Below are 13,349 nucleotides of genomic sequence, written 5' to 3'. Positions count from 1 at the left end.
CGCCCCCTGAAAGGCCACCGTGGTCCAAAACACCGCACTGGCACTGCTGCCAGTCATCACCGTCCTCGTCGTGTCGGTGCTCACCAAACGAGCCCTCCTCGGGCTCTTTTCGGGCACCATCGTCGGCGCTATCCTCGTCGGCGGTTGGGGGTTCTTCGACTCCCTCGTCGGTCTCGTCGGCTCCTCCCTCTCGAACGAGACCGTGCACTGGCTCGTACTCGTGGTGGTGCTCTTCGGTATCCTCATCGCCTACTTCAACGCCTCAGGCGCGGTGAATGACTTCGCGCGCTGGACCGAGCGCTTCGTGAACACCAGGCGGAAGTCACTGCTGCTCACCTGGCTGCTGACGATTGCACTCTTCATCGACGATTACCTCAATGCGCTGACGGTCGGCACATCCATGAAACGCGTCACCGACCGATACAACGTGCCGCGCACCCTCGTCGGCTCCGTCGTGAAGCTCACGTCTGCCCCGATTGCCATCATCATCCCGTTCTCCACGTGGGCCATCTTCTTCGCCGCTCTCCTTGAACAGGACGGCGTCACCGTCAACGGCTCGGGCTTCGGCGCATACATTGCCGGGCTTCCGTACATCTTCTTCGGCTGGATTGCGCTCGCGATCGGCCTCCTGCTCGCGCTCGGAGTGCTCCCGCTCGTCGGCCCCCTGAAGCGCGAGCAGGAGCGCGCAGACCGCACCGGCGATCCGCTGCCAGCAGGGCTCACCGCGGAGGAGCGAGCGTTCGAGCTCGCGGAGGACGGCAACGAGAGCAGTAGGCCGCTGCCCTTCAACTTCCTCATCCCGATCGTGACGCTCATTACCGTGACGATTCTCACCGAGGTCGACATCGTGAAGGGCGCTGCCGCTGCGGTCGTCGTCGCGATCATCCTGTATCTCGTCCAGCGCCGCCTCACCCTCAAGGATGTCGCGGAGCAGGCGTTCGAGGGCATCACGAGCATGGGTTACGTCATCGTGCTGTTCGTCCTCGCATTCATGGTGCAGCAGATCAACATGGACCTGCAGCTCGCCGAGTGGGTGATTGGGGCGACCGAGCCCGTGATGAACGGGGCGCTGCTGCCAGCAATCGTGTTCCTTGTCTGCGGCCTCTACGCGTACGCGACGGGCGCGTTCTGGGACCTCGCCGCCGTGATCACGCCCGTCGTTTTGCCCCTCGCGATCGCTGTCGGAGTGGATCCCGTACTCGCCGGCGCTGCCGTATTCTCCGGAGCTGCACTCGGGTCAACGACCTGCCTCTACGGCGACGGCATGATCCTCGCGTCGAAGTCGGTTGGGGTGAAGCCGCTGAACCTCATGCTGTCGATCCTGCCCTACGCTGGCCTCGCCGCTGCGCTGTCGTTCATCGCGTACCTCATCGCTGGCTACGTCTCCTTCAACGGATAGCGCTCTGGGCTGAGCGTCCCCGCGCGGGCAGGGTGCCCCAGCCGTCGCCAGGCGGCCGGGGCACCCTGCCCGGTCGCGTGGCGCTTGCTCGCTTGGTAGGTTGCTAGAAGACACCAGTCGTTCAACCACCGGAGGTTTCCATGCAGGTCAGCACCGCAGTCGCCCACCACATTCGGCCTGGAGTGCGCAGGCTCGGCGCGGCGGGCGCGCTCGCGCTTGCTGCGGGGCTGCTGTTCAGCGGCTGTGCGTCGACACCGGGCGCACCGGCGGGGTCGACGGATCAGGCACCGAGCGAACCGGCGGCGGCGGTCACGCTGCCACAGACGACCGCCGGCATCGAGATCCAATGGATGGTTGACCTGCTCAACGCCGACTCGGAGATCACGGCGCAGGACTTGGCTGGCAGGTTCACGAAAAGCTTCACTGAGGAAGCCCCATTGGACACGGTCGCCGAGCAGATGAACGCTGGCGTGCGCCCGGGAAAGCCCTTCGTCGTTACGGGCTACGAAGACGTGAGCGATGTGCTTGGCGCGGCTCGCATCACCGGTGCTTCCGGCGACTCGCTGTCGCTCGAGATGCGGGTGGAGGAAGACGGGACGATCTCAGAGATGCTCGTTCGCCCCGCTCCGGCGCAATAGCGCAATCCTCGCCGCGCTAGAGCGTTGGCGGCGGGACCCTCCGATACAGCACCTCGGGGCGTCCACGCATGCCGTAGCGGTGCGCGAGGTCAATCGCCCCCGTTTCCTCGAGATAATCGAGGTATCGTCGTGCCGTTGCCAGCGAGATCGACAGTTCGGTGGCGAGCGCGCGCGCAGTGACCGGCGACACCGGGTCAAGCGCCGCGACCACCCGGTCGAGCGTGACCTGCGAGATGCCCTTCGGGAGTGAGCCCGGCCACGTCGGCACGATCGGCGCCAGCGGGGCTCCCCGCGTGTGCTGCACAGTGATCCTGCCGGTCGACAACAGCTGATCGATCTCCCCCTGGGCGAGGGGAACCTCGCGCGACCCTGTGCTGCTGCCCGTCGTCGTCGCCCGCTCCGCAGCGTAGGTTGCGAGCCGACTGAGCAGCGCGCTCTCGGTGAACGGTTTCACCAGGTACCCGACGACGTGACCCGCAAGCGCCTGTCGCACGGTCACCCGATCCTGCGAAGAACTGATGACGAGCACGTCGGGGGAGTGCTCACCCAGCGTGCGCAGCCGGTTGAGTACCTCGACGCCACTGATATCGGGCAGCCGCATGTCGAGCAGCACAAGATCCACACCCCCACGGATCCCGTGCCCGACGGCCGCAAGGCCGGTGCCGACCGCGGCGACGAGGGTAAAGCCATCGGCCTGCGCCACGAAGCGGCTGTGGAGCAAGCGTGCGCCAGGGTCGTCATCAACGACGAGAATGCGAATATCCTGCGCGCGCGTTGGGCGAGAACTACCTGCCGTCACGGTCGCCGCCGTGACGCTCACTGCGGCACCGTCATCTCGAACCGGAACCGCGCGCCGCCCTGCGCCGCTCGACCGAGCTCAACACTGCCACCGCGGCCAGAAACGGTGCGCCTAACAAGGTCGAGCCCAATACCCCTGCCGTGCCCAGACACGTCGTGTTTCGTCGTCACGCCGCGCGCAAACACCCGCTCGGCATCGGCAGCGGCTATGCCTGAACCATCATCGCTCACCTCGCCGAGGAACCACCCGTCCCGCTCCACGAGCGAGCAGTGAACCGTCGTCGCCCCAGCCTCGCCAGCATTGCGCGACAGGTTGGTGAGTACGAGGGTAGTCTCCTCATCAACCTCAGTGGTCACCGCGATGTCAACGTGCAGCTCAGCGCCCAGCGCGCGCAGCTCGGCATGCAACGCGTCCACCGTGGCACGCAGCAGCGGCTGCTCGCTCAAGCCCTCGTGCGGGTCGCCGCTCGTCAGCGGGGCAACGCCCGCGATGTACGAAAGCGCGTCGTCGACGTCACCGTGCGAGACAAGCCCGTGGATCACGTGAAGCCTCGTGAGGAACTCGTGCGACTGCTCCTGCAGCGCAGCTGCTGTGCGCCGCAGCTCCGCAGCCTCGCGCGCAGCCTCATCCAATCTGCGAAAGCGCCGCTCGAGCACAGCCGCGATCGCGGAACTCGCGAGCGTCCCAACAACGAGGGCGCCAATGACCCACGGAAGCAACCGCCCGAACGCCTCGGAAGCGTCCGCCGCGATCCGGCTCTCAAGAATCCCAACCGAGAGCGTGCCGATGATCTCACCGGCAGGGTCCCGCACCGGCACCTTCGCCCGCAGCGTCGGACCAATAGTCCCCGTCTCTGTGCCAAGGAAGGTCTCGCCAGCCAGCACAGCTGAGTTGTCGGTCGACACCTCCCGGCCTCGCTCAGCGGGAGTCGGATGCGTCGCACGAATACCGCGCTCGTCAGTGATGACGACGTAGTCAACGCCCGCCGCTCGCTCAATCACGTCGGCCAGGGGCTGCAGCTCGGCAATCGCGGCCGACATATCCACCTCAACCAGCGCAAGCGCGCTCCGCACCTGCGCAAGCTCCGCAAGGCTCGACGCGACATCGGACACCCGCTCAGCGGTCGTATCCCTGATGCTCCGCTCCTGCACGCTCGCCGCAATACTCGCCGTGAGGCCAACAGCGACAACCACAATGAGGGTAGGGAGGAACAGCATCGCCAACCGCACACTGCGCGGTGTCATCCCAACACTCATCCCTGCCACCTCCTCGTCGCCGACCCAGTCTAAACGTTCCAAGAGGCACGCCACGATCCGCTCCGTGAGCATCAATGAGGTTAAAGCGAGGAATTGGCTGGTGCCGGCGCGAATGCTGCCATCTTGATGCGTACACACGGCGCAACCTCGCGCCCTCACGAAGGAGTGAAGCAGTGGAGAACGCTCACATGAACGCGTCCGAGCCCCCTGGCTCGCCACCGGACCAGCCGGTACACCGGCCGCGAAGACGCGCAGTCGCGCGAATCATCGGCGCACTGGTCGCAGTGACCGCCATCGGCGCTGCATCGTTCGGGTCGATCAGCTCGGCAACGGCAGGCCAAGACATCCACTCGTCGCTCACGATCGTCGCGCCGGCGGCGGCGGGCGGCGGCTGGGACACAGTCGCACGCGAAATGCAGCAGGCGCAGCGCGCCAACGGTCTCGTCGCGAACGTGCAGGTAGTGAACATGCCGGGTGCGGGCGGCACGATCGCCCTCGGCAACATGTCGCGGCTCGAGGGACGCGCGAACACGATGCTCGTCGGCGGAACCGGGCTGCTCGCAGCGACGATCCAATACAACTCGGCTGCAACGCTCGATGACGTGACACCGCTCGCTGTCCTGTTCGAGGAGTACGACGTCATCGTCGTGCCAGCGGATTCTCCCTTTGAAACTCTCGGAGACCTCGTCGCGGCCTGGCAGGACAACCCGGGAGCAATCCCGTGGACGGGCGGCGGCTCCTTCGATCAGCTCGTGGTCACCGACCTCGCGCTCGCCGCAGGGATCAACCCGGTCGACACGACCTACATTTCCTCAGACGGCGGGGGAGAAGCGGTGTCGGCGCTGCTCAACGGAACCGCGAAGGCAGCGACGGGCGGATACCCAGACAACATTGACCAAATCGAGTCGGGCCGGTTGCGCGCGCTCGCACTGGTTGCTGAGGAGCCGATCCAGGGGATCGACATTCCGACCGCGCGTGAACAGGGATTCGACATCACACTCGCGAACTGGAGAATGCTCGCGGCCCCGGCTGGCATCTCGGATGAGGAGACGGCGCAGCTCACGGAACTTGTCGAGGACACGCTCGCAACGCCCGAGTGGGCGGCAGCTGTCGAGCGCTACTACTGGACCGAGCAGGTGATGACCGGGCCAGACGTCGCGAAGTTCCTCGCTGACGAGCGCGCCCGCATCACTCGACTCTACGAAGAGATGGGTTAGCCATGCAGTCAAATAACCCCACCGCGATGTCCGCGGTTGTCGGCGAGGAGATCTCGCTCGCAGCAGGAGATTCGCGCCGAACGGAGCTCCTCAAGGGGCTCACGATGCCAGCGCTTCTCGTGGTGTTCGCTGCCTACCTCGCGGTCGGCATGATCACGATGCGGGTCCCAGAGGGCACCGCGTTTCCCGGGCCGAGGTTCTTCCCGGCCATTATTGCGGCCGGACTGTTGCTCTTTGCGGTGCTGCTGGCGCTGGCGGCGATCCGCGCGGCAAAGCCCGAGCCGGCGTTGCACCGGGTCGCCGGCGGCGACGAGGGTGACGGGTTCGACCTGCTTGCTGCCGCGGAGGACTCCGGCGACGGCACGGCGGTCACCCGCCGCGCCGTGGGGATCGACTGGCGCTCACTCGCCTGGGTCGTTCTCTCGTTCCTTGCGTTTGCCCTCCTGCTGCCCTATCTCGGTTGGGTCATTGCGGCAGCGCTGCTGTTCTGGTGCGTCTCACGGGGCTTCGGTGCGCAGAAGCCGATCGCGAGCCTGATCGTTGGGTTCACGGTGAGCTCCATTGTCTATATCGCGTTTGACATGCTGCTTGGGATGTCTCTTCCCTCGGGCGTACTGGGTTGGGGGTTCTGAGATGGAAACACTGCAACTTCTCGCTGAGGGTTTCGCGGGCGCGCTGACCTGGCAAAATCTGGTGTGGGTGTTTGTCGGGTGTCTGCTGGGTACGGCCGTCGGCGTCTTGCCGGGGCTTGGCTCGTCAATGGCCGTCGCGCTGCTGCTGCCTGTGACGTTCTCGCTCGAACCGACTGCGGCATTCATTATGTTCGCTGGCGTGTACTTTGGTGGACTGTTCGGCGACTCAACCATGGGCATTCTCATGAATACCCCCGGTCAGGCTTCTGCCATTGCCTCCACCTTCGAGGGGCACAAGATGGCGCTGCGGGGCAAGGCTGCGCAGGCGCTCGCTACGGCAGCAATTGGCGCCTTCATCGGAGGCTTCATCGCCTCGATCGTGGTCGTGTTCCTCGCACCTGTGCTCGCCGATTTCTCGACGAAGTTCGGCCCGGCTGAGTTCTTCGCGCTCGCGGTGTTCGCGTTCGCAGCGACGTCCTCGGTGGTGACCGACAGCGCGGTGAAGGGACTCGCAGCACTGTTCATCGGTCTCGGTATCGCGGTCGTCGGCGTTGATGGCGTGTCGGGTGCCCCGCGGTTCACCATGGACTCGCCCAACCTGTTTGACGGCATCTCGCTCGTCACGGTGACCGTCGCTGTGCTCGCGCTCGGCGAGGTCATCTACGTTGCCTGCCTGGAGCGGCACGTCTCAAACAAGGGCATCATTCGGCCGAAGGGTCGGCCATGGCTGTCGCGCGCCGAATTCAAGGAAGCGACGCCGGCCTGGCTGCGCGGCACCGCGATCGGGTTGCCCTTCGGCGTGATTCCCGCCGGCGGATCAGAGATTCCGACGTTCCTCGCGTACGGGCTCGAGAAGCGTCTCGATGGCCGCAAGGCGAAGCCGAAGTTTGGAACGGGGGCCATCCGTGGCCTTGCGGCGCCAGAGGCCGCAGGAAACTCCACAACGGGTATGGCAATGGGGGCACTCCTCGCGCTTGGGCTCCCCATTTCGGCGACCGCAGCGATCATGCTCGCCGCCTTCAGGCAGTATGGCCTGCAGCCGGGCCCGCTGCTCTTTGAACGAGCGCCAGAGCTGGTCTGGGCGCTCCTTGCGAGCTTCTTCATCGCGATGGTCGTGCTGCTCATCCTGAACCTGCCGTTCGCGATGCTGTGGGCGAAGCTCCTGCTCATCCCGCGCCCGTACCTCTACGCGGGCATCACCGTATTCTGCGCCTTCGGGATCTACGCGACCTCCGGGTCTGTGTTCGACCTGCTCATGCTGCTGGGCATCGGAATTGTCGGGTTCCTCATGCGCGCGTTGGACTTCCCGCTCGCTCCGCTCATTATCGGCATGGTCCTCGGGCCGCTCGCTGAGACGAGCCTGCGCGACGCCGCGATGAGTAGCAACGGAGACTTCTCTGTGCTCGTGCAGGGCCCGATCGTCTTGGTGCTCTACGGGCTGCTCGTGCTCGTCCTTGGCTTCGCCATCCGTGGTCGCCTTGTTGCGCGACGAGCGGCACGGGTTGCGGATCGGGTCGCCGCCGAGGCACCTCCCGTTGAGGTGCGCACGCCGTAGCAGTAGCCGGGTGCTGTCGAGCCCCGCGCCGCGAACGTCACGACCCAGTGTCAGTTCGCGCCGCGGGGCTTGTGGCGTTCGTGGGTGCCGATACAGTAAGGGTGTTGAGCTACGGTTGTTGCGCATAACTTTGTGAAGGCGAGGCTACGAATGCGTGTTCATCAGGATTACCCGGCTGTCCGACCGCGGCGCCGCGCGCGAGCTGCGGCGCCGTTTGTCGTCGTCGTTGCGGCGGCACTCGCACTCGCCGGCTGCACAGGGCAAGCTGCGGAGCCGGCGGGGGCGGCCACCGAATCGGAGTCGGCGGCGATCCCGCAGACGCCGGCCGGTGAGGCTATGCGCTGGGTGATCGACGTGTTCAACTCCACCGAAGACCCGGCGGCTGCCGAAATCGAGGAGATGTTCGCAGACGACTTCCTCGAACTCGTGCCGGTTCCCGACTTCCTCGCGCAGACAAATGCGGTAATCCGCCCGGCGGCACCCTTCGAGGTTGCCTCGTACGATGCGCCAGACGAGCGTACGGGGGTTGCGATCATCGAGGGCACGGTCGGCGGGCAACTGCAAGTCCAGCTCATCCTCGACGATGATGGGGAGATCGGTAGCCTGCTCACCTCGACAGCCCCGTGACGCGTTCTTGGGATTCGGAGAACCCGAGACTTCCGGGTGTGTGTATTGGGTACGTCGGTATTGAGAGGGCAGGCAATGGCAAGCGCGGGGGTTTGTAGCGGTTTGGTTTCGCGAGGAGGTGGCCGCGTGGCCGCGCTCTTGGGCCTGGTGCTCGCATCCGTTGTCGCGCTCGCGGGATGCACAAGTGGCGGGAGCGCTGTGAAGCCGGAGGCCGGTGTGGCGGACGCGGCGCACAGCGTCGAGATTCCCCGGTCACCCGTCGGCAGCCAAGTGCGCTGGGTGCACGAGATGATCAATGCCGACGCGGACCCGTCAGCGGGCGACATCGCTGCGAGGCTCCATGAGGAGTTCCTCGCCGAGGTGCCTGCTGAGGAGATCGTCCAACTGTTTGCGGCTTCCATTCGCCCCGCTAGGCCGTTTATCGCGACGAGCTACGAGGAGCGGGATGAGCGAACCGCGCGCGCGGTGTTCGCTGGCGCCGTCGGCGAGCCGTTTGCCCTCGACCTTGCCGTTGACGCCGACGGCATGATCACCGAGATGTTCCTCGGCCAGGCAGGTGACGAGTGGCAGGCATCGGCTTCGCTCGCGGAGGTCGAGCAGCGCATACGGGCCTTCGACTCCGACGTGCGGGCACTGGTGCTCCGGGAGTCCGGCGCGGGCGAAACCGAGGTGCTGAGCATCGGCGCCGACGAGATCGCCCCGCTGGGGTCGATGTTCAAGCTGTATGTGCTTGCCGCTGTCGCGGGCGAGGTTGCCGCTGGGGGCCTGAGCTGGGAAGACACGCTCAGCCTCAGCGAGGGCGACCGCAGCCTCCCGACGGGGACGCTGCAGGACGAGCCAGTGGGAACGGCCGTGACCGTGCTCGAGGCGGCCACACAGATGATCGCGATCAGCGACAACACCGCGACAGATTTGCTCATGCGGACTGTTGGGCGAGATCGTGTTGAGCAAGCGGTGAAGGAGCTTCGCCACGGTGCCCCAGGGGTGATGCGTCCGATGCTCACCACGAGGGAAGCGTTTCAGCTGTCGTACGGTGGGTTGAGCGGCGCAGCAGACGCGGCCGAGCTACGTGGGCTGGGCGAGGCGTGGCCAACGGCCGATGAGGGTGAACGACGGAGCATGCTCAACCGCATCGGCGAACTCCCGCTGACCGTCACGCCAACTCAAGCGTCCGTGGCGATGTCGGAGATGGCGGAACCGCCGTGGACTCGCGACATCGAATGGTATGCGAGCCCGGCCGACATTGCTTCGGCCCATCGCCAGCTGGCAGCGATGTCGCAAGAGCAGCCTGAGCTCGTGGCGATTCTTGGTACGAACTCCGGCCTCGGGCCGCAGTTCGACAGTACGGAGCGGGCTGGCGTCGCCTTCAAGGGAGGGGGCAACGTTGGCGTGCTTGCCGGGAGCTGGCGTGTGCTCGAAACAGACGGGACCGCGGTGACCGTCGTCCTCATGTTCGCCGGTGAGGACGCTGCACAGGCTGCAGAGATCGCCCAGGCGACGCCAGTCCTTGTCGGGCTCGCGAGCGACATCTTCCGGCTGGTCGAGTAGGGGGTTGGGCTCGCCCCTCAGTGACCGCACCTGGCTGGCTGCTTCACGGAGGGGCTAGCCGAGCTCGGACGCAATCGCGCGAAGCACGTCCTCGGGTGCGGTTGCTGCGTCGAACGAGGCGACCACAACGCGCGAGGCGTCGCGCTCTCCTCCGAACCACGGGCTGAAGCGCGCGATGAGTGCGGTGAGTTCACGTTCCAGTTCGCCAAAGGCCTGATCGTCGCCGAACTTCATCCATCTGCGCAGTGCGGCGTTGTGCACGGCGACGACGGCCGCAGCCGCTGCGATGGCACCCCAGTCGGGTGTTCCCGGCAGCGCAACGCGGGCAAGGTATCGCTGGAACATGCGTTCGTAACGGTGCGTGATGACGAGCTCCCGCTCCCGCAGCAGCGGCGTGCTTCTGAGCAGTTGGGCGCGCATTCGCGCCGTCACCGGGTCGCGGGTGAGTACCCGGGAGACCTCGAGGGTTCCGAGTGCGATGGTTGCCGACGCGCTGAGCGTCGAGCTGTCTAGCTGCTCCTGCAGCTGACTGAGCGCGAGATCGTGGTCTGCGAAAACCACATCTTCTTTGCTGCCAAACCGGCGGAAGAACGTGCTGCGGCTCATGCCAATAGCGTCAGCGAGGCTACTCGTCGTTGTCTGCTCGTATCCGTGCTCGGTGAGATAGCGCACCGCGGTCGCTTGCGGGGAGGCGGACCCGTCTGGGCCGTGTGGTGCTGCGCTGTCGGTCATGTGGGCAAAGTTAGCACAGGGGTGAGACGCGGTGCCGCATATGTTTTTCAACCATGGCGGTAATTTGAGCGCGCCATTGCTGCATTCTCGCCTTGCTTTGAGACTCAGTCTCAGGCATACTTCTGGGGACGCGCGCCGTGTACCTGCGCCGCGCACACCTGGACGACCAACGATGGAGTGTCGAGTATGGCTATCGCGAATTTTGCCCCCAAGACGGTGCCCGAGGCGGGCACCTATGTTCCGCCGGTCGGCGAGTACGCCTTCCTGCTGCGGGAGGCGTTCGGAGCCGACGTCGTTGCGCGGGCCACTGCGGGCGCGCTCAGCGCAGAGGACGCGGGCGACGCATTGGAGGCAGCCGGTGAATTCGCCGCGCAGGTGTTCGCACCGCTCGACCGCGTCGGCGATGAGGTCGGGGCGCAGCTCGTTGACGGCAACGTTGTCACTCCAACCGGTTTCAGCGCGGCCTACAAGTCCTTCGCCGAGTCGGGGTGGGTGTCGGCATCGGTTGCTGAGGACGCAGGCGGCGACGGGCTGCCCGGATCAGTGACGGCGGCGCTTTCCGAGTTCTGGAACGCGTCGAACGCCGCGTTCGCGCTGTGCCCTGCGCTCAGCCACGGCGCGATCCGCGCCCTGCAGGCCAATGGCACCGAGGAACTCCGTGCCACCTACCTGCCGAAGCTTGTCAGCGGCGAGTGGACCGGCACGATGAACCTCACCGAGCCGCAGGCTGGCAGCGACCTTGGGGCCGTTCGCACCATGGCTCGCGACAACGGCGACGGCAGCTGGGCCGTTACCGGCCAAAAGATCTTCATCACGTGGGGGGATCACGACGTCGCAGACAACATCATTCACCTCGTCCTTGCACGCACCGAGGGCGCGCCAGAGGGACACCGCGGGCTGTCGCTCTTCGTTGTCCCCAAGTTCAGCCTCGACGCGAACGGCAACCCAGGCGAGCGCAACTCGGTGGTGACGGTTGGGCTCGAGCACAAGCTCGGCATTCACGCGAGCCCGACCTGCGTGCTGCAGTTTGAAGGGTCGACCGGTTACCTTGTCGGCGAGCTCCATCACGGCCTCACCGGCATGTTCGTCATGATGAACGAGGCACGCGTTGGGATCGGGGTACAGGGCCTCGGCGTCGCCGATCGCGCCTACCAGCGTGCCTACTCCTACGCGCACACCCGCCTCCAGGGCGCCGTCATTGGGTTGCCGGAGGGCACACCGATCGCGGGTCACCCCGACGTTCGCCGCCTGCTGCTCTCGATGTCGAGTCGCATCTCTGCGATGCGCGCGTTCTCAGTTCTCGTTGGCGATGTTCACGACCGTGCTGGCGAAGACGGCAACGCAGCGCTCGCCGAATTCTTCGTGCCGATCCTGAAGTCCTGGCTGACCGAGCAGGCCGTCCACGTGTCCTCCGACGCCGTCCAGGTTCACGGCGGCATGGGCTTCATCGAAGAGACTGGGGCGGCCCAGCACTTCCGCGACTCGCGGATCCTGCCCATCTATGAGGGCACGACGGCGATCCAGTCGAATGACCTCGTTGGTCGCAAGGTGCTCCGCGACGGCGGCAAGACCGTCGCGCGGGTGTTCGAGATGATCCGTGAACAGCTCACCGCGCTCACGGCCACTGGCGATGCGGTCGCTGCGCGCCTCGCTGAGCGCACCGAGCGCGCGGTTGTCGCGGCAGAACGCGCCACGCAGGAGATCCTCGGCTTCGGCGCCAGCCCGCGCGATGCATTCGCGGTATCCGTCCCGTTCCAGGAGATGCTCGCGACGCTCGTTGGAGGCTGGATGCACGCGACGATCGTCAACGCTGTGCTCGCGCACCCCGAGCTGTCAGAAGAAGACACCCGCCGCCTCACTGAGGCCGACTTCTACAGCGCGCACCACCTCGCACAGGTGCATGCGCTCGCTGAGACCGTCGCCGCTGGCGAGATCGGGGCGTAAGCCAAAACAGAGGCGCGCCTCCAGAGCCTTTGTGGTTCGGGAGGCGCGCTTCTGTGCGTGTGGCGCGCGTTAATCGAGCGCGCTGATTGAGCGGCGTACGGCCTCCGCGAGCTGCCTGACCGCGGCGCTTGGCCCCCCGGGGCCGGCTGGGGCGGCGAGGATGAGCTCGCGGGTAAACCGCTCGTCAGTGATTGGCCTGAGGGTCACGCCCTCTGGCACGCTACTGCGCATGAGGCTCGGCACGAGAGCGACGCCCATGTTCGCCGCGATAAGGCCAAGGACCACGGCGTAGTCATCGGTGCGCACGGCGACGTTGAGCTTCACCCGCGAAGTTTCGAAGAGTGCGCGCACGAGGTCGTCGAGGGTGTCTCCGGGGGTTGATCCCATGACCCAGTTCTCCGCGCTGAGTCGTTGCAGGGTTGCGATGTCGAACTCCTCGACGTCGGCGAGCTCGTGGTGGGCTGGCAGGGCAAGCAGCATCGGGTCAGTGAACACGTGAGTCGTGTGTACTTCGGCGCGCAGCGGGAGCGCGTAGCTCCCGGCCGCGTAGACGAGCGCAGCATCGAGCGTGTGTTGGTTGACGCCCCCGACCAGGGGCATGACCTCCGCGAGCGTCGCGTCGAGCTCGATGCCGAGTTCAGACAGCCTCGTGGCGATGCCGGGCAGGATCCGCGCGGCGGCCGTTGGGAAGATCCCGAAGCGGAGGCGCACGTGGCCGAGCTCTGCGAGGTCACGCACGTCGGTGAGGGTGCGGTCTGCGAGGCCAAGGATCTCATCCCCGCGTTCGAGCATGAGCAGGCCAGCGTTCGTGAGCTTTGAGCCGCGGCTGCTGCGCGAGGTGAGCTCGGTTCCGACGAGCCTGTCGAGGTTCTTGAGGTGGTAGTCAACGGTCGGCTGGCTCCAGCCGAGGCGGGCTGCTGCCCGGGCGACAGAGCCCTCGGCGGCGACGGCGCTGAGGGCCTGCAGTTGGCGAAGGTCGATCACGATGGCTCCCGGAATAGC

12 protein-coding genes are annotated in these 13,349 nt (G+C 66.1%); 8 read left to right on the top strand and 4 right to left on the bottom strand.

Annotated features, from left to right (window positions below; translation table 11 throughout):
- The first annotated feature begins 19 nt into the window (after positions 1–19).
- Positions 20–1,399, top strand: coding sequence for a Na+/H+ antiporter NhaC family protein (locus SD72_RS04815; RefSeq protein ID WP_042543302.1), 1,380 nt, complete (start codon positions 20–22; stop codon positions 1,397–1,399).
- Between the two features lie 140 nt (positions 1,400–1,539).
- Positions 1,540–2,037: a Cpe/LpqF family protein gene (locus SD72_RS04810; protein ID WP_042543301.1), complete on the top strand. Its 498-nt coding sequence runs from the start codon at positions 1,540–1,542 to the stop codon at positions 2,035–2,037.
- A gap of 16 nt (positions 2,038–2,053) precedes the next feature.
- Here the strand turns inward: SD72_RS04810 and SD72_RS04805 are convergent, their stop codons facing one another.
- Together SD72_RS04805 and SD72_RS04800 are read right to left on the bottom strand one after the other, a co-directional pair.
- Positions 2,054–2,857, bottom strand: a complete 804-nt coding sequence (locus SD72_RS04805) for a response regulator (RefSeq protein ID WP_232299647.1) — start codon at positions 2,855–2,857, stop codon at positions 2,054–2,056.
- Positions 2,854–4,134 (bottom strand): ATP-binding protein, encoded by a 1,281-nt coding sequence (locus tag SD72_RS04800; protein WP_232299646.1) that lies wholly within the window; start codon positions 4,132–4,134, stop codon positions 2,854–2,856. Before SD72_RS04800 ends, SD72_RS04805 begins: the two co-directional genes overlap by 4 nt.
- Before the next feature lie 146 nt (positions 4,135–4,280).
- On the opposite strand from SD72_RS04800, the gene SD72_RS04795 reads away from it, so the two are divergent.
- The 5 genes from SD72_RS04795 to SD72_RS04775 all read left to right on the top strand — a co-directional run bounded on the left by SD72_RS04795 (position 4,281) and on the right by SD72_RS04775 (position 9,671).
- Positions 4,281–5,309, top strand: a complete 1,029-nt coding sequence (locus tag SD72_RS04795; RefSeq protein WP_084766797.1) for a tripartite tricarboxylate transporter substrate binding protein — start codon at positions 4,281–4,283, stop codon at positions 5,307–5,309.
- A 2-nt stretch (positions 5,310–5,311) separates the two neighbouring features.
- The gene (locus tag SD72_RS04790; RefSeq protein ID WP_042543300.1) at positions 5,312–5,941 is read left to right on the top strand and encodes a tripartite tricarboxylate transporter TctB family protein; all 630 of its coding nucleotides are present in this window, start codon (positions 5,312–5,314) and stop codon (positions 5,939–5,941) included.
- A gap of 1 nt (position 5,942) precedes the next feature.
- Positions 5,943–7,496, top strand: a complete 1,554-nt coding sequence (locus SD72_RS04785; RefSeq protein ID WP_042543299.1) for a tripartite tricarboxylate transporter permease — start codon at positions 5,943–5,945, stop codon at positions 7,494–7,496.
- 150 nt (positions 7,497–7,646) lie between these two features.
- Positions 7,647–8,123, top strand: a complete 477-nt coding sequence (locus SD72_RS04780; protein ID WP_042543298.1) for a Cpe/LpqF family protein — start codon at positions 7,647–7,649, stop codon at positions 8,121–8,123.
- Positions 8,124–8,249: 126 nt separating this feature from the next.
- Entirely contained in the window at positions 8,250–9,671 is a 1,422-nt protein-coding gene (locus SD72_RS04775; protein ID WP_042543297.1) for a Cpe/LpqF family protein, read from the top strand.
- A gap of 54 nt (positions 9,672–9,725) precedes the next feature.
- Here SD72_RS04775 and SD72_RS04770 read toward each other — a convergent pair whose 3' ends face one another.
- The gene (locus tag SD72_RS04770) at positions 9,726–10,403 is read right to left on the bottom strand and encodes a TetR/AcrR family transcriptional regulator (RefSeq protein ID WP_042543296.1); all 678 of its coding nucleotides are present in this window, start codon (positions 10,401–10,403) and stop codon (positions 9,726–9,728) included.
- Between the two features lie 186 nt (positions 10,404–10,589).
- On the opposite strand from SD72_RS04770, the gene SD72_RS04765 reads away from it, so the two are divergent.
- Positions 10,590–12,347 carry an acyl-CoA dehydrogenase gene (locus tag SD72_RS04765; protein WP_042543295.1) on the top strand — a complete coding sequence of 586 codons (1,758 nt, stop codon included), beginning with the start codon at positions 10,590–10,592 and terminating at the stop codon, positions 12,345–12,347.
- A 69-nt stretch (positions 12,348–12,416) separates the two neighbouring features.
- On the opposite strand, the gene SD72_RS04760 is transcribed toward SD72_RS04765, so the two are convergent.
- Positions 12,417–13,331 carry a LysR family transcriptional regulator gene (locus SD72_RS04760; protein WP_042543294.1) on the bottom strand — a complete coding sequence of 305 codons (915 nt, stop codon included), beginning with the start codon at positions 13,329–13,331 and terminating at the stop codon, positions 12,417–12,419.
- Between the last annotated feature and the right edge of the window lie 18 nt (positions 13,332–13,349).

It is taken from the genome of Leucobacter komagatae (assembly GCF_000834055.1).
GTDB lineage: Bacteria > Actinomycetota > Actinomycetes > Actinomycetales > Microbacteriaceae > Leucobacter > Leucobacter komagatae_A.
Note: the sequence above shows the minus strand (reverse complement) of the source record. Positions and strands in the feature narration are given on the sequence as shown.